Source organism: Mycobacterium sp. NGS33 (genome assembly GCF_059812885.1).
Window position 1 is genome coordinate 185,258 of sequence record NZ_JCALDN010000005.1, and the last position, 18,941, is coordinate 204,198.

Annotated in this window: 17 protein-coding genes, 1 tRNA gene and 1 pseudogene; 7 read left to right on the forward strand and 12 right to left on the reverse strand. The window is 68.5% G+C overall.

Annotated elements, in window-relative coordinates:
* Window positions 1-84: 84 nt before the first annotated feature.
* Window positions 85-1,626 (forward strand): annotated as a pseudogene (locus AC5Y5B_RS12795) (FAD-dependent monooxygenase); the annotation flags it as partial.
* 1 nt (window position 1,627) lies between these two features.
* Here the strand turns inward: AC5Y5B_RS12795 and AC5Y5B_RS12800 are convergent.
* The 7 genes from AC5Y5B_RS12800 to aceE form a co-directional block, all read right to left on the reverse strand.
* A complete protein-coding gene (locus tag AC5Y5B_RS12800) occupies window positions 1,628-3,049 on the reverse strand; it encodes an acyl-CoA carboxylase subunit beta (protein WP_112634361.1) in 1,422 nt (473 codons plus the stop codon).
* Between the two features lie 33 nt (window positions 3,050-3,082).
* Window positions 3,083-4,342 (reverse strand): 3-oxoacyl-ACP synthase KasB, encoded by a 1,260-nt coding sequence (gene kasB / locus AC5Y5B_RS12805; protein ID WP_500005504.1) that lies wholly within the window; start codon window positions 4,340-4,342, stop codon window positions 3,083-3,085.
* 80 nt (window positions 4,343-4,422) lie between these two features.
* A complete protein-coding gene (gene kasA, locus AC5Y5B_RS12810; RefSeq protein WP_112634363.1) occupies window positions 4,423-5,673 on the reverse strand; it encodes a 3-oxoacyl-ACP synthase KasA in 1,251 nt (416 codons plus the stop codon).
* The gene (gene acpM / locus AC5Y5B_RS12815) at window positions 5,670-6,017 is read right to left on the reverse strand and encodes a meromycolate extension acyl carrier protein AcpM (protein WP_007770614.1); all 348 of its coding nucleotides are present in this window, start codon (window positions 6,015-6,017) and stop codon (window positions 5,670-5,672) included. The genes kasA and acpM overlap by 4 nt, the downstream gene beginning before the upstream one ends.
* A gap of 87 nt (window positions 6,018-6,104) precedes the next feature.
* Complete coding sequence (locus AC5Y5B_RS12820; RefSeq protein ID WP_500005505.1) at window positions 6,105-7,013, reverse strand: ACP S-malonyltransferase; 909 nt, start codon at window positions 7,011-7,013, stop codon at window positions 6,105-6,107.
* Between the two features lie 140 nt (window positions 7,014-7,153).
* Window positions 7,154-8,479, reverse strand: coding sequence for a PucR family transcriptional regulator (locus AC5Y5B_RS12825; RefSeq protein WP_500005506.1), 1,326 nt, complete (start codon window positions 8,477-8,479; stop codon window positions 7,154-7,156).
* A 228-nt stretch (window positions 8,480-8,707) separates the two neighbouring features.
* The gene (aceE, locus tag AC5Y5B_RS12830; RefSeq protein ID WP_112634366.1) at window positions 8,708-11,497 is read right to left on the reverse strand and encodes a pyruvate dehydrogenase (acetyl-transferring), homodimeric type; all 2,790 of its coding nucleotides are present in this window, start codon (window positions 11,495-11,497) and stop codon (window positions 8,708-8,710) included.
* Window positions 11,498-11,681: 184 nt separating this feature from the next.
* On the opposite strand from aceE, the gene AC5Y5B_RS12835 reads away from it, so the two are divergent.
* The 4 genes from AC5Y5B_RS12835 to AC5Y5B_RS12850 all read left to right on the forward strand — a co-directional run bounded on the left by AC5Y5B_RS12835 (window position 11,682) and on the right by AC5Y5B_RS12850 (window position 13,366).
* The gene (locus AC5Y5B_RS12835; RefSeq protein WP_112634367.1) at window positions 11,682-12,269 is read left to right on the forward strand and encodes an Rv2240c family protein; all 588 of its coding nucleotides are present in this window, start codon (window positions 11,682-11,684) and stop codon (window positions 12,267-12,269) included.
* A gap of 84 nt (window positions 12,270-12,353) precedes the next feature.
* Entirely contained in the window at window positions 12,354-12,776 is a 423-nt protein-coding gene (locus tag AC5Y5B_RS12840; RefSeq protein ID WP_112634368.1) for a DUF3052 domain-containing protein, read from the forward strand.
* Window positions 12,776-13,237 (forward strand): peroxiredoxin, encoded by a 462-nt coding sequence (locus tag AC5Y5B_RS12845; protein ID WP_500005507.1) that lies wholly within the window; start codon window positions 12,776-12,778, stop codon window positions 13,235-13,237. The genes AC5Y5B_RS12840 and AC5Y5B_RS12845 overlap by 1 nt, the downstream gene beginning before the upstream one ends.
* A gap of 54 nt (window positions 13,238-13,291) precedes the next feature.
* Window positions 13,292-13,366: transfer RNA gene (locus tag AC5Y5B_RS12850), tRNA-Val, on the forward strand.
* A gap of 24 nt (window positions 13,367-13,390) precedes the next feature.
* Here AC5Y5B_RS12850 and AC5Y5B_RS12855 read toward each other — a convergent pair.
* On the reverse strand, window positions 13,391-14,185 hold the full coding sequence (locus tag AC5Y5B_RS12855; protein ID WP_112634370.1) for a DJ-1/PfpI family protein: 795 nt from the start codon (window positions 14,183-14,185) through the stop codon (window positions 13,391-13,393).
* Window positions 14,186-14,324: 139 nt separating this feature from the next.
* On the opposite strand from AC5Y5B_RS12855, the gene AC5Y5B_RS12860 reads away from it, so the two are divergent.
* Window positions 14,325-15,443, forward strand: a complete 1,119-nt coding sequence (locus tag AC5Y5B_RS12860) for an epoxide hydrolase family protein (protein WP_500005508.1) — start codon at window positions 14,325-14,327, stop codon at window positions 15,441-15,443.
* 5 nt (window positions 15,444-15,448) lie between these two features.
* Here AC5Y5B_RS12860 and AC5Y5B_RS12865 read toward each other — a convergent pair whose 3' ends face one another.
* A complete protein-coding gene (locus AC5Y5B_RS12865; RefSeq protein ID WP_112634372.1) occupies window positions 15,449-15,844 on the reverse strand; it encodes a VOC family protein in 396 nt (131 codons plus the stop codon).
* 102 nt (window positions 15,845-15,946) lie between these two features.
* On the opposite strand from AC5Y5B_RS12865, the gene AC5Y5B_RS12870 reads away from it, so the two are divergent.
* Window positions 15,947-16,903 carry a cobalamin biosynthesis protein gene (locus AC5Y5B_RS12870; protein ID WP_112634373.1) on the forward strand — a complete coding sequence of 319 codons (957 nt, stop codon included), beginning with the start codon at window positions 15,947-15,949 and terminating at the stop codon, window positions 16,901-16,903.
* Here the strand turns inward: AC5Y5B_RS12870 and AC5Y5B_RS12875 are convergent.
* From AC5Y5B_RS12875 to AC5Y5B_RS12885, 3 genes are read right to left on the reverse strand one after another with little or no spacing between them, the layout of a single operon-like run.
* A complete protein-coding gene (locus AC5Y5B_RS12875; protein ID WP_500005509.1) occupies window positions 16,885-17,724 on the reverse strand; it encodes an SURF1 family cytochrome oxidase biogenesis protein in 840 nt (279 codons plus the stop codon). The two genes, AC5Y5B_RS12870 and AC5Y5B_RS12875, sit on opposite strands and share 19 nt — an antisense overlap.
* Complete coding sequence (locus AC5Y5B_RS12880) at window positions 17,724-18,221, reverse strand: low molecular weight protein-tyrosine-phosphatase (RefSeq protein ID WP_112634375.1); 498 nt, start codon at window positions 18,219-18,221, stop codon at window positions 17,724-17,726. Before AC5Y5B_RS12880 ends, AC5Y5B_RS12875 begins: the two co-directional genes overlap by 1 nt.
* Entirely contained in the window at window positions 18,214-18,924 is a 711-nt protein-coding gene (locus AC5Y5B_RS12885) for an HAD-IA family hydrolase (protein ID WP_205869170.1), read from the reverse strand. The genes AC5Y5B_RS12880 and AC5Y5B_RS12885 overlap by 8 nt, the downstream gene beginning before the upstream one ends.
* Between the last annotated feature and the right edge of the window lie 17 nt (window positions 18,925-18,941).

The following is an 18,941-nucleotide window of genomic DNA, read 5'->3' on the forward strand; positions in this document are numbered from 1 at the left end:
CCTCGCTCTCGCCCGCCCAGTATTGATAGTTAGTATCTTATGATAGAGACTGTCAGTTTATGGGTGGTGGTGGAGGGAGGTCTGATGGTTACTCGAGTCCCGGTACTGATCGTGGGCGCCGGCGTCGGCGGACTGGCCACGTCGGCGCTGCTGGCGCAGCACGGCGTCCGCGCGCTGCTGGTCGAGAAACGACCGGAGTTCTTCCTGTATCCCAAGGCCCGCAACCTGAGTTTCCGAACCTCGGAGATCCTGCGCGGACTCGGTCTGCGGGACGAGGTGCGCGCGGTCGCCGAGCACGTCTCGGCGCTGGTGGTCAGGTCCACGCTCAACAGCGCCGTGCAAGAGCCGGCGCTCGACGTCGAGGCGATCTTCGCGGGCCTGGACACGCTCAGCCCCGAGCCGGCGGCGCAGTATTGCCCGCAGAGCCGGCTCGAGCCGATCCTGATCGAGGCGGCGCGGCGCGGCGGCAACGAGGTGCGCTACGGCACCCAGTTGTCCTCGTTCGAGCTGGACGACGCGGGGGTGACCGCGGTGGTGCGCGACGCGGAGTCGGGGGAGTCGCAGACCGTCCGCGCCGACTATCTCGTCGGCGCCGACGGCGTGCACAGCCCGATCCGTAAATCCCTGGGCATCAGCACATCCGGCTACGGCGCGCTGCCGATCTACGTGGTGTTCATCTACTTCCGAGCGCCGTGGCGCCGCTTCATCCCGGAGCTGCACGATGGCGATGGCGTGCAGGTCCGAAACGACGACGTGGACGGCATATTCCTGGTCGCCGAGGGCGACCTCGGCATGTTCATCACCACCTACTTTCCCGGCGAGGGTGAGACGGCCGAACAGTTCACCCCGCAGCGCTGCCGCCAGGTGCTCACCAAGGCGGTCGGGGAGCCGATCGACATCGACATCATCGAGGTCGCGGCGTGGCAGCCCTACGAGCAAGTGGCAGATCAATTCGATTGCGGGCGAGCCTTTCTCGTCGGCGATTCGGCGCACACCATGCCGCCGTTCAAGGCCGGGGGAGCCAACACCGCGATTCAGAGCGCACACAACCTGGCCTGGAAACTCGCCGCCGTCCTACACGGCACGGCCGCACCGGATCTATTGGCGACCTATCACGCCGAGCGTCATCCGGTGGGCCGCTTCGCCGCCCGCCAATCGCTCACCGGGCCGTCGGCGGCCCTGCTGCGGGCGGGTGGTGACGCCCCGCAACTGCCGGCCGGCGAAGAGTGCTCGATGTTCGACCTGCTCATCGGATACCGGTACCGCTCGCCCGCGATCGTGGCCAGCGACGCGGACGGCGGCGGCTTGGTGCACGAATTGCGCGCGCAACCGGGCACGCGGGTGCCGCACGTCTGGGTGCGCCCGGGGGTCTCGACACTCGATCTGTTGGGGCCCGAATTCACCGTGCTGTCCGCAGACGAGCGATGGTGTGCGGCAGCGGCTTCGGCCTCGCTGGCGACGCATCGCTTCTACAGCGACGAATGGGCGGAGACCACCGGCCTCGCACCGGATGGGGCACTGCTGATCCGCCCGGACGATTTCGTCGGGTGGCGCGCCGAGCAACTTCCCGCCGACCCCGAAGCGGAGCTGCGGCAAGCGCTTTCGAGAATTCGCGGGAGCAGCCGAATTACAGCGGGATGTTCTTGTGGCGGCCGCGGCGCGCGGGCGCCTGGGCCAGCGCCTCGGTGAGCTTGCTGCGGGTGTGGGAAGGGTCGATCTTCTCGTCGACCACGCCGATCTCGATGGCGCTGTCCACGCCGCCCGCGATCCGCTCGTGCTCGGCGGCCAGCTGATCGTGCAGCGCTTCGCGCTCGTCGTCGGCGGCGGCCGCCAGCTTCTTCTTGTGCAGGATGCCGACGGCGGCCTTGGCGCCCATCACCGCGACCTCGGCGTCCGGCCACGCGTACACCTTGGTGGCATTCAGCGACCGGGAGTTCATCGCAATGTAGGCCCCGCCGTACGTCTTTCGGGTGACCAGCGTGACACGCGGCACCGTGCACTCACCGAATGCGTGCAACAGCTTGGCGCCGCGGCGCACCACGCCGCCCCACTCCTGGTCGACGCCGGGCAGGTAACCGGGCACATCGACGATCACCACCAGCGGAATACCGAACGCATCGCACAGGCGCACGAAACGCGCTGCCTTCTCGGCGCTTTCGGAGTTCAGACAACCGCCCAGGCGCAACGGGTTGTTGGCCAGCACGCCGACCGTGCGGCCGGACAGCCGGCCCAGCCCGATCACCATCGACGGCGCCCAGTTGGCTTGGAACTCGTCGAACGGCGTCTCGTCGTCGAGGATCGCGGTCACGATCGGGCGCACATCGTAGGCCCGTCGCGCCGACTCGGGCAGCAGCGCGTGGATGTCGGTGTCGCCGGCCTCGGCCTTGTTGCGGTCGAAATGCCCCTGCTGGCAGAACAACCCGACCAACCGGCGACCACGCTCGTAGGCGTCGAGCTCGTCGTCGGCGACGATGTGGCACACCCCGGACTTCTTGTGGTGGGTCTCGGGACCACCCAGCGAGCACATGTCCACGTCCTCGCCGGTGACGCTGCGCACCACGTCGGGCCCGGTGACGAACACCCGGCTATCCGGTGCCATCACGATGACGTCGGTCAGGGCCGGCCCGTAGGCGGCGCCGCCGGCCGCGAAGCCGACGACCACCGAGATCTGCGGGATGTAGCCCGACGCCCGGATCATCGCCTCGAACACCAGGCCCACCGCGTGCAGTGCCTTCACGCCCTCGGCCAGCCGGGCACCACCGGAGTGCCAGATACCCACGATCGGGCTCTGCTCCTCGATGGCGGTGTCGTAGGCGTTGACGATGTGCGTGCAACCCTCGATGCCCATGGCACCGCCCATCACGGTGCCGTCGGTGCAGAACGCGATGGTGCGCACACCGTTCACGGTTCCCGCGGCGGCCAGCACGCCGGACCGGTCCCGCTCGTGCAACAGCTCGACGGTGTCGTCGTCGAAGAAATTGCTCAAGCGCAACAGCGGGTCGCGAGGGTCGAGCGACTCGCCAACCGTCTCGGGGGCCGTGATAGTCATCGCAGGTCTCCTGATATTCGGTGTTGCTCGGGTTCAGTACCGCCCGAAGACGATGGACACGTTGTGTCCGCCGAAGCCGAACGAGTTGTTGATGGCGTACTCGTAGTTGCCCGGGCGTGGTTTGCCGGCCACGACGTCCAGGTCGATCTCGGGGTCGAGGTTTTCCAGGTTGAGCGTGGGCGGGACGACCTGGTCGCGCAGGGCGAGCACGGTCAGGATGGATTCCACCGCGCCGACCGCGCCCACCGAGTGGCCCAGGGCGGCCTTGGGGGCGTAGACGGCGGCGTTGCCGCCGTGCGGGCCCAGGGCGTTGTTGATCGCCTTGCCCTCGGCGACGTCACCGACGGAGGTGCCGGTGGCGTGGGCGTTGACGTGATGGATGTCGGACGGGCTCAGGCCGGCGAGCTGGATGGCGCGGCTCATGGCGTGCCCGGCGCGTTCGCCGTTGGGGTCCGGGGCGACCATGTGGTAGCCGTCGGAGGTGATGCTGGCGCCCATGATGCGGGCCAAGATATTGGCGCCGCGGGCCTTGGCGTGTTCCTCGGTCTCGATGACCATCAGCGCGCCGGCCTCACCGAACACGAACCCGGTGCGGTCGCGGTCGAACGGTCGGCAGGCCCCCACCGGGTCGTCGTTCTTGGTCGACATCACGATGCGCATCTGGGCGAACGCCGCGATCGGCACCGCCTCGATCCTGGTCTCGACGCCGCCGCAGATGGCGATGTCGGCCTCGCCGAACACGATGTTGCGCCAGGCCTGCGCCACCCCCTCCGAGCCCGACGCGCACGCCGAAATCGGGGTGATCACACCGGCCTTCGCCTGACGCTCCAGGCCAACCGCGGCCGAGGCGCCGTTGGGCATGTACTTCTGCACGCCGAGCGGAGAGACGGCCTTCATGCCACGAGCGCGCATGTCGTCGTAGCTGAAGACCATCTCTTCCGACGAACCCAAACCGGTGCCGATCGACACCATCAGCCGATTGCTGTCGACCTCGGGGGAGCCGGCGTTCTCCCAGACCCGCCGGCCCAACACGGTCGACATCCGCTGCAGGTAGCCCGTGCGACGCAACTCCACGCGGGTCAACTGGCTGTCGAATTCCTCCAGCAGATGCCCGCCGATGCGCACCGGCAGGTCGAACTCCTCGACGAACGGATCCTCGAGTTTGCGGATACCACTTTGGCTGTCCAGCAACAGCTTCCAGGTGGTGTCGGCATCAGTAGCCAACGCGGTCGTCATGGCTACGCCAGTGACGACCACGGTCGGGAGCGATTTCCCGGTAACCAGCTCTGTCATGGGTCTTGCGAACGTTCCTTCCATGTTGTCCGGCTCCTCCTCGGGCCCGTGGGGACCCGAGTCGTCGCCGGACGCCGTACTCAGTACCGCCCGAAGGCGAGTGCCACGTTGTGGCCACCGAACCCGAATGAGTTGTTGATCGCGTAACGGAAATCGCCGTAGCGAGGTTCGCCCGCGACAACATCCAAATCGATCTCGGGATCGGGTGTTTCGTAGTTGAGTGTTGGCGGTATCACGCCGTCCCGAAGGCTCAATACCGTGAGAACAGATTCCAAAGCCCCGACCGCACCGATGGAGTGGCCCAGAGCCGACTTCGGTGCGTACACCGCCGCCTCCTGGCAACCGGCGACCCGGATTGCGTTGGCCTCGGCAGTGTCACCGATCGGCGTCGCGGTGCCGTGCGCGTTGACGTGGTCGATGTCCTTGGGGGACAACCCCGCCAACTCGAGCGACCTCGTCATCGCCCGGCCCGCACGCACGCCGTCCGCCGCCGGCGCCACCATGTGGAAAGCGTCCGAGGTGATGCCGGCACCCATCAACCGGGCCAGCGGCTTGGCGCCGCGGGCCTTGGCGTGCTCTTCGGTCTCGATGATCATCAGGGCCCCGGCCTCGCCGAACACGAAGCCGTCGCGGTCCTTGTCGAACGGCCGAGACGCACGCTCGGGCTCGTCGTTGCGAGTGGACATGGCCCGCATCATCGAGAACGCCGCGATCGGCAGCGCCTCGATGGGACCCTCGACCCCGCCGCAGACGGCGAAATCGGCGTCGCCCATTGCGATCTGGCGCCACGCGTGCGCGATCGCCTCCGAGCCGGACGAGCACGCCGACACCGGGGTGATGACCCCGGCGCGGGCGCCCAGCTGCAGACCCACCACCGCCGCGGCGCCGTTGGGCATGATCATCTGAACGGCGAGCGGCGACACCTTGCGGGGCCCGCCCTCGTTCATCAGGTCGTAGCTCTCCACGATCCTCTCGGCGCCACCGAGACCGGTGCCGACCACGACCGAGAACCGGTCGGGGTCGACCTCCGGGCTGCCGGCGGACTCCCAGAGCTGAGTGCTGAGCAACTTCGCCAGCCGCTGGACGTACGACATGCGCCGCAAGTCGAGCCTGCTCATGTGCTCGTCGATGGGCTCCTTGAGGTGGCCACCGATCTGGACGGGCAGGTCCCACTTGGTGATGAACTCGTCTTCGAGAACGTGGATGCCGCTTTCGCCGGCCAACAAACCCTTCCACGTGCTCTCGATGTCCGGCGCGATCGAGGTCGTCGCCGCGACGGCGGTTACCACAACGTTGGGGTAACCGCCATTAGCAGTGGAAGGCTTGCTCACTTGCTGTCCGCTTCCAGCCTCGACTTGACGTTGGCGACCGCCTCGGGGTTCTCGGTCTCCAGCTTGGCGCGCAGCGCCTCGGCAGCCTCGGGGTTCTCTTCCTCGAGCTTCTGGATGTAGGAGACGACGTCACCAACGGTGCGCAGACCGGCGAGGTCCTCGTCGGGGATCTTGACGCCGTACTTGTCCTCGGTCTGCACGGCGATCTCAACCATCGACAGCGAGTCGATGTCCAGGTCGTCGACGAACGACTTCTCCGGGGTGACCTCGGAGGGCTCGATACCGGTCACCTCTTCGATGATCTCGGCGATACCGGCGATGATTTCTTCCTGGCTGACGGCCACAGCTTTCTTCCCTTCGTAATGTGTTGCGTGTTAGTCGAATTGACGTGATATGCGGTTGTACTGGTTATGCAACTGGTCGAGCTGGCTTTAGAGCTCGGCCAAAGCGTCCAGGTCTGCGGGCGACTTGACGGCGCGAGCCGTAACCCCCCGAAGTTCTCGTTTGGCGATACCGGTGAGAGTCCCCGCGGGCGGGAACTCCACGGCCGCAGTGACTTCCAGGTCACGCAGCGTCGCGGTGCACAGGTCCCAGCGCACCGGCTGGGTGAGCTGAGCGACCAGCGCCTCCATCGCCGCGGCCGCCGAGGCGACCGGCTTGCCGTCGCGGTTCGACAGCAGCGTGGCGGTGGGCTCGGACGTCTGGACGGCGGCCGCCGCGGCGGCATAACCGTCGAGCGCCGACGCCATGTACTTGGTGTGGAACGCGCCGGCCACGCCAAGCGCGCGCACCCGGGCCTTCTCCGGCGGGTCTTCGGCCAGCTTCTCCAGCGCGGTCAGCGCGCCGGCGGCGACGATCTGCCCGGCGGCGTTGCGGTTCGCGGGGAACAGGTCGAGCTGCTCGAGGCGGGCCAGCACCTCGGCCTCGTCGCCACCGAGCACCGCGGACATGCCGGTCGGCTCGACGGCGCACGCCTTGGCCATCTCGGCGCCGCGGGTGGCGGCCAGCGCGACGGCGTCGTCGGCGGCGATCACGCCGGCGATCGCGTAGGCGGCGATCTCACCGACGGAGTGGCCGGCCACGACCAGTTCGGCGTCCGACAGCAGTCCGCGCTTGGTCAGCTCCTGGTGGGCCAGCAGCGTGGCTGCCACGACCAGCGGCTGGGTGACCGCGGTGTCGGTGATCTCTTCGGTCGATGCGGTGGTGCCCAGGCGCACGAGGTCGAGGCCACTGGCCTTGGACCACAGCGCCAACTGGTCAGCGGCACCGGCGAGCTCCAGCCATGGCGAGAGCATCCCCTCGGTCTGCGAACCCTGTCCGGGCGCAAGCAATGCAATCACGTGTTTAAGAGAACACTGTGGAAACGGTTTTGGCGGGTGTAACAGATTATGAACCTCGTCTTAGGTTTTTGTGTACTCCCTACAAAACGGCTCCGTAAGCTACGGGTTTGATATCGTGCCGCGATCTGTTGCCTGGGTCACTATCCGCCGAATTGCCCGCCGACGGCCCCTTTGACCGGCAGCGGAACAGCGGGCATGGCGTTGTTGGCGGCGCTTGGCGGGTTGGTCGGGTAGTTGAGTTGGCCGACCGTCGCCGCCACGCGCAGCACATATGCATCACGGGGCTGCATGGGATCGCGGCCGGTGAAGTCGGTGATCCGCCGGAGTCGGTAGCGCACGGTGTTTGGATGAACGAACAACTTTCTGGCACAAGCCTCAATGGCGCCGCCACAATCTAAGTAAGCGTCGAGGGTCTCGATCAGCGTCGGACCCGCGTCGGCCAACGGGCCCATCACGTCGGTGTGCAGCGCCACGATCGCCGACGCATCGCCCATCAGGGCGCGTTCGGGCAGTAGTTCGCGCGCCGGCACGGGACGAGGCGCTCCGCGCCAGCCGCCCACGGCGTTCATGCCGGATATCGCCTCACTGGCGCTGTGATAGGCCGCCGTCAGCATCGGTGCGGTGGGCCCGACGACCACGGGGCCGTCGGCGAACGCCGCCAGCAGATCGCCCAGGAATTTGTCGGTGGGCGACAATTGGCCGGACACGATCGCGACCAGCCAGGTGCCGTGCACGTCGGTGAGGGCCGCGCGCCCGTGCTGCGCGGCGATGTCGCGGACGTGCTGGCTCGCGCGTTCGCTGTCGTCGGGACCGGTGGACCCGTCGCGCCCGGGAGCCGGGGTGCCGACGACGACCGTCGCCGGGGCGGTGGTGTCCCAGTTCAGTGCCGCGGCGCGGGACAGCAGCTCGGGGCCCGTGTCCCCGCGGACCACCGCGTCGACGACGCTGGCCTCCATCCGGCTGTCCCAGGTGCCGCGCGCCTCGGCCGCGTTCGCGTAGGCGGTGGCGGCGGTGAACGCCAGGTCGCGGCTGTACTTCAGGATGCCCACCGTCAGCGCGGTCAGCTGCTCTTCGGAGCGGGCCAGCAGCGGGACGACTTCCTCGAAGAAGTCCATGGTCACGCGCGCCATGTCGACGCTGTGGCGCAACGCGATGCGGCGGGCGAGGTCCTGGGGCACCAGTTCGAAGGCCTGTGCGGTGTGGCTGACGTTGCTGTGCGGGTCTTGCATCCACTCGGCGAAGTTGTTGATGGCCGTCTGCACCACCAGTGCCATGCTGGCCCGCTGCGACGCCTCCAGGTCGGCGAAGAACGGCAACCGATCACCCATGACCGAGACCGCCTCGGTGGCCAGGCGGCCGGAGTACTGCTTCAGCCGCCGCAGCACGGACTCCGGCACGGTGTCCAGCAGCTCCAGCGGCGATCGGGGTTGCTTGGCGAACGGACCGGCGAAGGGGTTGTCATTCACCCCTAAAACCTACGCGCTTTTTCTGGAAGTTTCCGCCAAAGGCGGCGCGTGGCGTTCTTAAAAGACGATGTCCCGGGCGGATCCCGGGCGCCCGCCGCGCCCTGTTCCGGCGCCGAACGTGAAACTAGCTTCACGCTCGGCGCCGAGCGTGAAACTAACTTCACGCCCGCCGGGCGGAGTCGGTCCCGCGCCGGGCCGGGACGCGGCCCGGGTCAGGCCACCCCGGGGTCAGGCCACCCCGGGGTCGGACGTCTGCTCCGGGGCGGCCTGCACGTCGTCGATCTTGTACTGGCGGGCGGCGGCGACCGGCACCGAGGGGTCGATCTCCCCGTCGCGCGCCAGCGCCTCGAGCACCGCGACTACCTGGGACTCGGCGTCGGTGTTGAAGTACCGCCGCGCTGCCGGCCGGGTGTCGGAGAAGCCGAACCCGTCGGTGCCCAGGGTGACGAAGGTGCCCGGCACCCAGGGCCGGATCTGCTCGGGGACGGCGCGCATCCAGTCCGAGACGGCGACCACGGGGCCGACGGCGTTCGACAGGGCCTGGGTGACGTAAGGGACACCGGCCGGCCGGTCCGGGTGGCGCAGCCTCGCCCTGTCGACGGCCACGCCGTCGCGGTTCAACTCGCCCCAGCTGGTCACCGACCACACGTCGGCGGCGACGTCCCACTCCGCGGCCAGCATCTCGGCCGCCTGCAGCGCCGACGGCATCGCGACCCCCGAGGCCAGGATCTGCGCCTTGTTGGCCCGCTGTTCGGTGGCCACGTGGTAGCGGTAAAGGCCACGCAGCACGCCCTCGGGGTCGAAGTTCTGCGGCTCGGGCGGCTGCACGTACGGCTCGTTGTAGATGGTGATGTAGAAGAACACGTCCTCGGGGTTCTCCCCGAACATCCGGGCCAGCCCGCTTTCCACGATGTAGGCGATCTCGTAGGCGAACGCCGGGTCGTAGGCGACCACCGCCGGGTTGGTGCTGGCCAACAGCAACGAGTGGCCGTCGGCGTGTTGCAGCCCCTCGCCGGTCAGCGTCGTGCGCCCCGCGGTGGCGCCGAGCAGGAAGCCCCGCGTCATCTGGTCCGCGGCGGCCCACAAGCCGTCACCGGTGCGCTGGAAGCCGAACATCGAATAGAAGATGTAGATCGGGATCATCGGCTCGTTGTGCGTGGCGTACGACGTGCCCGCCGCGATGAACGACCCCACCGACCCGGCCTCGTTGATGCCCTCGTGCAGGATGTGCCCGGCTTCGCTTTCCTTGTAGGCCAGCATCAGCTCGGCGTCGACGGCGGTGTACAGCTGGCCGTTGCGGTTGTAGATCTTCAGCGACGGGAACCACGAGTCCATGCCGAAGGTGCGCGCCTCGTCGGGAATGATCGGCACGATGCGCGGACCAACTTCTTTGTCCCGCAACACTTCCTTGAAGGTCCGGACTGTCGCCATGGTGGTGGCGACCTCCTGGGTTCCCGATCCCTTCTTCAGCGCGGCGTAGGTCTCGCGGCCGGGCAGCCGCAACGCCTTGGCCTTCGTCCGCCGCTCGGGCAAGAAGCCGCCGAGGGTGCGCCGGCGGTCGACCATGTAGCGGATCTCCTCGGCGTCCGAGCCGGGGTGGTAGTAGGGCGGCAGGTAGGGATCCTCCTCCAGCTGCGCGTCGCTGATCGGGATCCGGATCGCGTCACGGAAGTCCTTAAGGTCTTGCAGCGCAAGCTTTTTCATCTGGTGCGTGGCGTTGCGGCCCTGGAAATGCGCACCCAGCGAATAGCCCTTGATCGTCTTGGCCAGGATCACCGTGGGCTGGCCCTTGTGGTCGACGGCCGCGCGGTAGGCGGCATAGACCTTGCGATAGTCGTGGCCACCGCGCTTGAGGTTCCAGATTTCGGAATCGGTCATATTCTCCACGAGCGCTTTGGTGCGCGGATCCCGGCCGAAGAAGTGGTCGCGCACGTAGGCGCCGTCGTTGGCCTTGTACGTCTGGTAGTCCCCGTCCGGGGTGGTGTTCATCAGGTTCACCAGCGCGCCGTCGCGGTCGGCGTGCAGCAGGGCGTCCCATTCGCGGCCCCAGACCACCTTGATGACGTTCCAGCCGGCGCCACGGAAGAACGACTCCAGCTCCTGGATGATCTTGCCGTTGCCACGCACCGGACCGTCGAGGCGCTGCAGGTTGCAGTTGACCACGAACGTCAGGTTGTCCAGGCCCTCCAGCGCCGCGACGTGCGCGAGGCCGCGGCTTTCGGGCTCGTCCATCTCGCCGTCGCCCAAAAAGCACCACACGTGCTGGTCGGAGGTGTCCTTGATGCCGCGGTCGTGCAGGTAGTGGTTGAAGCGCGCCTGGTAGATGGCGTTGAGCGGGCCCAGACCCATCGACACCGTGGGGAATTCCCAGAAGTCGGGCATCAGCCGCGGGTGCGGGTAGGAGGGCAGGCCGCCGCCGGCGTGGCTGTGCTCCTGGCGGAAGCCGTCCATCCGGTCGGCGGTCAGCCGGCCCTCCAGGAATGCGCGGGCGTAGATGCCCGGGGAGGCGTGGCCCTGGATGAACACCTGGTCGCCGCCGCCGGGGTGCGACTTGCCGCGGAAGAAGTGGTTGAAGCCGACCTCGTAGAGCGCCGCGGACGACGCGTAGGTCGAAATGTGGCCGCCCACACCGACTCCCGGGCGCTGGGCGCGGTGCACCATGATGGCGGCGTTCCACCGGATCCACGCGCGGTAGCGGCGTTCGACGTCCTCGTCGCCGGGGAACCACGGCTCCAGCTCGGTCGGGATGGTGTTGACGTAGTCGGTGGAGGTCAGCGACGGGATCGCGACGCGCTGTTCGCCCGCGCGTTCCAGCAATCGCAGCATGAGATAGCGCGCCCGCGACGGGCCGGAGCGCTCCAGCAGTTGATCGAAGGACTCCAGCCACTCCGACGTCTCGTCGGGATCGATGTCGGGAAGGTAGGAGGCCACCCCCTCGCGGATCACCCGGACGCGGTCGGGTTCGGTTGCGCCGTTGGGGTTTGTGGCCAGATCGTGGCGCACGAACTCAGTTGTCAACGCACTACTCCTGTTGTTGGCGGAATGTGTGCCGTAACGGGTGGGTCGCACCCTGCCCACCATCGTGCCGCACCGCCGTTGGGCGCGGATAGCCGACGTCGGGTAGCGGGCCGAGCGTCGGCCGGCGAACATCAACTCGGCGGGTCTGGGGCAAGCACAGGGGCCACCCGGTAACGTCAGGCTTGTGCTCATCCGGTGGCGTGCCGTCCCTCAGACGCAGGTGGGGGACTTCTCCCGGCGCTGGGCGTTGGCCCTCGGTTGTCTCGCCGTGGCGCTGATGGGCATCGTGGGGTGCACCTCCGTCACCAACGGCACGGCAACGCCCGACACCAAGGTGGCTCCGGCCTACCGGCAGTCGGTGTCGGCGTCGGTGTCCGCGTCGTCGGCGACGTCGAGCATCCGGGAATCGCAGCGGCAGCAATCGCTGACCACCAAGGCGGTGCGCACCGCCTGCGCCACGCTGATCACCACCAGCAAGAACGCGATCGACAAGACCAACGAGTTCGTCAAGGCGTTCAACGCCGGTCGCGGCACCGGGCCGACTGAGGGCCCGGCCATCGACGCCCTCAACGACAGCGCCACCACGGTGGGCAACAGCTTCAGCGACGCGATGTCACAGCAGATCAAGGACGCGTTCAACGCCTACATCGACGCCGCCCGGGCCGTGGCCAACGCCATTGGCACGCACGCGGGGACGTCGGAATTCAACAAACGGGTCGATCAACTCAACGACACGAAAAAGAACGCGGTAAAACTCTGCCTGGCAACCTGATGATGCGGAAGTATGGACCGAGTTCTTGCTGTGCGACGATAATCCCGAATCGCACAGCGCTCGGACGTTGAAGGAGGCTCCACGGTGGTCGCGGCGGATCACGCCCCGAGTTACGCTCGCAAACTGGGCATCCAACCCGACCAGGTTGTGCAGGAGTGGGGCTGGGACGAAGACACCGATGACGAGATCCGCGCCGCGGTCGAGGAAGCCTGCGGCAGTGACTTACTCGACGAGGACACCGACGAGGTAGTCGACGTCGTGCTGCTGTGGTGGCGAGACGGTGACGGCGACCTGGTGGACACCCTGATGGACGCGATCACTGCGCTGGCCGAAGACGGGGTGATCTGGGTGTTGACGCCCAAGACCGGCAAGCCCGGCCACGTTCTGCCGGCCGAAATCGCCGAGGCCGCACCGACCGCCGGTTTGATGCCGACCTCGTCGGTGAACCTGGGCGACTGGAGCGCCAGCCAGTTGGTACAGCCCAAATCCCGGGCCGGGAAGCGTTGATGCTGTCGGTCGGCACCCCCGCCCCGGATTTCACTTTGCGCGACCAGAACCAACAGCGAGTCACGCTGAGCTCCTACCGGAACGCCAAGAACGTGCTGCTGGTCTTCTTCCCCCTGGCGTTCACCGGGATCTGCCAGGGCGAGCTGGACCTGTTGCGGGACCACCTGCCCGATTTCGAGAACGACGACAGCGCGACGCTGGCCATCTCGGTGGGTCCGCCGCCCACACACCGGGTCTGGTCGCTGGACAGCGGCTTCACGTTCCCGGTGCTGTCAGACTTTTGGCCACACGGCGCGGTCAGCCAGGCCTACGGCGTGTTCAACGAGGACGCCGGCTACCCCAACCGCGGAACGTTCGTGGTGGACCGGTCCGGCATCATCCGCTTCGCCGAGATGAAACAGCCAGGCGAGTCGCGCGACCAGCGGCTCTGGACCGACGCGCTGGCGGCCTTGCGGGCCTGAGCGGGTCTGATTTTGGGGACTTGGCCGTCGGGCGGGTAGCCTGCCCGCAGCGACGGGCGCGTAGCTCAGTGGTAGAGCTCTGGTTTTACACACCAGCGGTCGGCGGTTCGATACCGTCCGCGCCCACCAGGATTGGCCGGCGCGACGGCTTCGTCAGGCCCGTGCGCCGCGGACCTTGGTGACGAACGCGGCCCCGAACGCCTTGGCCGAGTACGGGTCTTGGCCGGTGATCAGTTCGCGATCCTCGACGACCTTGCTGCCCATCGGCAGGGTCGTCTGTTCGACGTTGGCCCCGCGAGACCTCAACAGTTCGGTCGGGTCATCCTTCAGGCGTCCCCTGAAGCGGCGCGCCAACGGGACCGTGGACAGCATCGTGTCGACGCCGGTCTTGAAGCAGGTCATCCGGTACCCCTCATACGTCCACTGGCCCTCGAGGGTGGGAGCCGCGGCGAGCGCGGCGGGAGCGTGACAGATCAGGCCGGTCGGTCGTCGGGCGTCGTGGAAGTGACGGACCAGCGCGCCGAAGTCATCGTTGAGCGCGTCGTCGGCAAAAGCGTCGCGGTGCAGCAGGTCGACCAGGGGCGCGTGACCGCCCGGCACGAACACGGCGTCAAACCCGTCCAGGCGCTGGGCGTCATGGCCGATCTCTTCGAGTTTGGCCGGCGCGGCCAGACCGAGCTCGAGAAGCTCCCGATAGCTGCTCAACGCGGCGTCACGCCTTCTGCGCGAGCCGGCGAAGTACATCAGGCTGCATGAGGTGCCGTCGATGACGGGAGCCCGCGCGCCCGGGGTGGCGAAGGCAAGCTCGAACCCGGCCTGGCGCATCGCGTCGGTCGGTTCGATCAGCTCACCGAGGTAAGTGCCGGTCAGCTCGCTGCGGCCGTTCCGTAGCGGAATCCGGTCGGCCGCGGAGACCACCACCAGAACGCGCGGCGCCGTCGTTGTCATCGGGGAATCCCCTCACTGTTGCCATCGGTGTTCTCGCGCCTTGGCAGCGATACCCGCCAGCGGGGTGCGGCAATCGGCGCCGGGCGGCGGGGAAGACCCCGCGCGCCGCCGGTGCCCGCCCCGGCGGCACTATGAACGCGTGAAGCCGTTCCGCATCGACGTTTCCGACGAGGTTCTCGACGACCTGCGAGCGCGGCTGGCCCGCACGCGGTGGCCCGAGGCCGAATGCGTGGCCGACTGGAGCCAGGGCGTGCCGCTGGCCTACACCCGCGAGCTGGCCGACTACTGGGCGACCGACTACGACTGGCGCTCGCGGGAGGCCGCGCTCAACCGCTTCGATCAGTTCACCACCGAAATCGACGGCCTGGATATCCATTTCGTCCACCAGCGCTCGCCGCACGCCGATGCCTTCCCGCTGGTGATCACGCACGGCTGGCCGGGCTCAATTGTGGAGTTCTACAAGGTGATCGAGCCGTTGACCAACCCCGCGTCCGGCCGGGCCGAGGACGCCTTCCATGTCGTGTGTCCGTCGTTGCCCGGCTACGGCTTCTCCGGAAAACCCACGGCCACCGGCTGGGGCGTGGAAAAGATCGCGGACGCCTGGGAAACGCTGATGCTGCGGTTGGGCTACGAGCGCTACGGCGCCCAGGGCGGCGACTGGGGTGCCGCGGTCACCACCCAGATCGGCCGCAACGTCGGCCACTGCGTGGCCATCCACCTGAACATGCCGATCGGTAGGCCCACCAAGGAGTCGCTGGCGAATCCCACCGAGGAGGAACAACGCGCGCTCGCCGCGCTGGCCACCCACCGCAAGTGGGGCACCGGTTATTCCAAGCAGCAGTCCACCCGTCCCCAGACCCTGGGCTACGGCCTGGCCGATTCACCCGTGGGGCAGCTGGCTTGGATCGTCGAAAAGTTCTGGGACTGGGCGGATTGCGACGGGCACCCCGAGAACGCGCTCAGCCGCGACGAACTGCTCGACAACGTGATGGTCTACTGGGTGACCAATACCGCCGCGTCCTCGGCCCGCCTGTACTGGGAGAGCTTCGCGGGCTTCGGCGGCGGGGACCGCGTCGAATTGCCCACGGGCGTCGCGGCTTTCCCCGAGGAACTGCTCAAGGCGCCGCGCGCCTGGTGCGAACCGGTCTACAACATCACCCACTGGACGGACATGCCACACGGCGGGCATTTCGCGGCGTTCGAACAACCGGAGCTGTTCGTCGAGGACGTGCGCGCGTTCTTCGCCACGGTGCGCTGAGCCGATCAGCCGGGCGGCGCGAAGAACTCGAGCGCGATGCCGTCGGGGTCGCGAAAACTCAACCCCGAGCCGTAGGGCGCATCCACGATGCCGCCGTGCTCGATGCCCAGTTCGCCCAGCCGGTCCACCCAGCCCTGTAATTCTGCGCGGCTCGCGCACCCGAAGCCGACGTGGTCGAGCCCGACGCGGTGCTCGCTGAACGTTTCGTCGGGCGCCGGGCGGTCGTGCTGGTGAATGCCGAACACGGTGCCGCCGTCGAGCATCCACACCTGGTGGTGAAATCCGGCGTCAGTGTGCTCGTCGAGGATCGGGTCGGTGCCGAGCAGGCTGCGATACCACGGGCCGCTGATCGCGATGTCGCGCACCGTGACCGCGACGTGGTTGAGCGCTGGAAAGGTCATGGGCCGACGCTAGTCCGCTTTGCGGCGTTTGCCGACCATCGGCCGCTTCATCGTGGACTTGGCTCGACGGCCTCATGGGTTCCGGTATGAGACGCTGCCGGGGTGGTTGCGACGAGGACCCGGATCGCGGGCGTGGCGATCGGCTACCTCGCCGACCGCGCGCTCGGCGACCCGCGGTGGGGCCATCCGGTCGCGCTGTTCGGTCGAGCCGCCGCCGCGCTGGAGAGCGTGAGCTACCGCGACAGCCGGTTCGCCGGCGCGGTCCATGTCGGCGCGCTGGTCGCGGCGGTGGGCCCGCTCGGGCTGGTGGTGCAACGCGCCGCCGATCGGCGCGGCCGGGCGTGGTCGATCGCGGCGATCGCGGCCGCCACCTGGGTGTCGCTGGGGGGAACCTCGTTGGCGCGCACCGGCCTGCGGATGTCGGAACTGCTGGAACGCGGTGACGTCGACGCCGCGCGCGGGCTGCTGCCGTCGCTGTGTGGGCGCGATCCGGCGTCGTTGGACACCGCCGGCCTGACCCGCGCGTCGCTGGAATCGATCGCCGAGAACACCTCCGATGCCCAGGTGGCGCCGCTGCTGTGCGCGGCGGCCGGTGGCGTGCCCGCGGTGCTGGCGTATCGCGGGATCAACACCCTGGACTCGATGATCGGATATCGTTCGCCGCGCTACCTCCGATTCGGTTGGGCCGCAGCGAGATTGGATGATGTAGCCAATTACGTTGCCGCGCGGGTGACCGCGTCGCTGGCGGTGCTGCTGGCGCCGCTGGCCGGTGGATCACCGTCCGGCGCGGCGCGGGCCTGGCGCCGCGATGCCGCCCGTCACCCCAGCCCCAACGCCGGTGTCGTCGAGGCGGCCTTCGCCGGGGCGCTGGGCGTGCGCCTGGGCGGTCCTACGCAATACCGCCATGAGCTGCAGATCCGGCCCACGCTCGGCGACGGCCGGCCGCCGGCGGTGACCGACCTGCGGCGCGCGGTGCTGCTGTCGTCGCTGGTGCAGGCGGGCGCCGCGGTGCTGGCCGGGCTGGCGCTTTACCTGACGGGTTACCGCCGCCGCCCGTAGCGGTCGGCGAGTTTGGCTTCGACCGTCTGCGGTGCGTCCGGGGTGGGCGCCGTCTCGCCGGCCGTGGCCGGACGCTGTTGCTTCTCCTGGCGGCGGGCCCGGATCTCGGAGTAGGCGAAGTAGCCCAACCCGATCGGGGCGAGGATGCCGAACGCGATCCACTGGATGCCGTAGGACAAAAACGGGCCGGCGTCCAGCGCGGGCACGCCGACCACGCCGAGCCCGCCGGGCTGGCCGTCGACCAGCTGCAGGTAGGACCCGGCCAGCGGGACCTTGGTGAGCACCGCGACTTGTTCGGTGTCGATCGAATACACCTGCTGCACACCGTCTCCCACGAACGGATCCTTGTTCACCGCGGCGGCCTCGGAGTTGCGCAACCGCGCCGTGATGGTCACCGGCTGGGCGGGTGGGCGCGGGATCGGCGGGACGTGCGAGCCTTCCAATGGGCGCACATAGCCGCGGTCGACCAGCACGGTGGGCCCGCCGTCGACGACGAACGGCGCCAGCACCTCGAACGCCGGCTTCGAGTCGATCACCCGCAGGCGGGCCAGCACCTGCACGTCGGGCAGGTAGCGCCCGGTCGCGGTGACCTGGCGCCACTGCGCACCGGGAGCCGCCGAATTCTGCTGCGGCAGCAGGGTTTTCAGCGGAACTGGTGGGGTGTTCAGCGAGGATTCGATCTGGTGGTTCTCCTGCGAGGTCCTGCTGTGCTTGCCCAGCTGCCACGGGGCGAGCACGGTGAAGCACAGGTAGGCGAAGGCGACGACCACCACCGCCAGCGCTATCCAGCCGGGGCGCAGCAGAAAAGCCAGCCGGCGCATCAAGGCGATCCGTTCTGCGCGAGCCGTTCGTCGACCCAGTCATGCAGGCCCGGCAGCGCGGCCTCGATGACGGTGTAGGTGCGTTCGAAGTCTTTCGCGTCGCCGTAGTAGGGATCGTCGACGTCGGGGGTGTGGGCACCGGTGCGCGGATCGAAGGACCGCAGCATCCGGACGCGGTCGTCGTCGGCGCCCAGGTGCCGCAGCATCCGGGCGTGGTTGCGGTCCAGGGCCACCACCAGGTCCGCGCCCAGGTGCTCGGCGTCGACCTGCGCGGCGCGGTGCTCGCAGGCGTAGCCGTGGGCGCGCAGCACGTCGACGGCGCGCTCGTCGGCGCACTCGCCGACATGCCAGTTGCCGGTGCCGGCGCTGCTGACCCGCACCGCGTCGGCCAGCCCGCGCCGGCGCAGTTGGTCGGCGAACATCTTCTCGGCCATCACCGAACGGCAGATGTTGCCGGTGCACACGAACGTCACGTGCAGCCGCTCACGCTCAGACACCCAGCGCCCTCCGTAGTTCGTCGATGGTCGAGGCGTGCGTCACGCCGGACTCGGCCGCGCTTCCGGCGGCGCGGTCGGGAAAGTCGGCCTTGCCGTAGCCCCAGCCGACGACCACGGTGTCGATGCCGTGTGCGGCCGCGCCGTGCACGTCGTGGCTGCGGTCACCGACCATCAGGACCCGCTCGGGCAGCGGCTCGAGCTGCGACAGGGCGTGCGCGAGCACCTCGACTTTGGCCTTGCGCGCGCCGTCGGGACTCGCGCCGGCGATGACCTCGAAATGCTGGTCGAGCCCGAAATGGGCGAGGATGCGCCGCGCCGTCGTCTCCAGCTTGGAGGTGGCCACCGCCAGCCGGACGCCGGCGGCGCGCAGATCCACCAGCAGCGCCTCGATCCCGTCGAACAGCGCGTTCATCGCCCAGCCGCGGGCGCCGTACTCGGCGCGAAAGGCCGCGATCGCCTTCTCGGCGTCGTCGCCGAGGTCCATGGCCCGGAAGGTGTCGTCCATCGGCGGGCCGACGATCTGCGCGACGAGGTCGCCGGGCGGCACGGGAGCGCCGATGTGGTCGAGCGCATGCAGGAAGCTGGCGACGATCCCCTCCGCGGAGTCGGTCAGGGTGCCGTCGAGATCGAAGATCACCAGCTGCGCCGCCGCGGGGGCGGTGGCGTTCGGGGCCTGCCGATCGGCTGACGTTGTGCCTGTCACCTCACCATTGTCCTCGA

Excerpts from the sequence above, each read along its gene's own strand:
- AC5Y5B_RS12800 (WP_112634361.1), bottom strand. The coding sequence starts at position 3,049 with ATGACTATCACGGCCCCCGAGACGGTTGGCGAGTCGCTCGACCCTCGC.
- kasB (WP_500005504.1), bottom strand. The coding sequence starts at position 4,342 with ATGACAGAGCTGGTTACCGGGAAATCGCTCCCGACCGTGGTCGTCACT.
- AC5Y5B_RS12845 (WP_500005507.1), top strand. The coding sequence starts at position 12,776 with ATGCTGTCGGTCGGCACCCCCGCCCCGGATTTCACTTTGCGCGACCAG.
- AC5Y5B_RS12855 (WP_112634370.1), bottom strand. The coding sequence starts at position 14,185 with ATGACAACGACGGCGCCGCGCGTTCTGGTGGTGGTCTCCGCGGCCGAC.
- AC5Y5B_RS12865 (WP_112634372.1), bottom strand. The coding sequence starts at position 15,844 with ATGACCTTTCCAGCGCTCAACCACGTCGCGGTCACGGTGCGCGACATC.
- AC5Y5B_RS12875 (WP_500005509.1), bottom strand. The coding sequence starts at position 17,724 with ATGCGCCGGCTGGCTTTTCTGCTGCGCCCCGGCTGGATAGCGCTGGCG.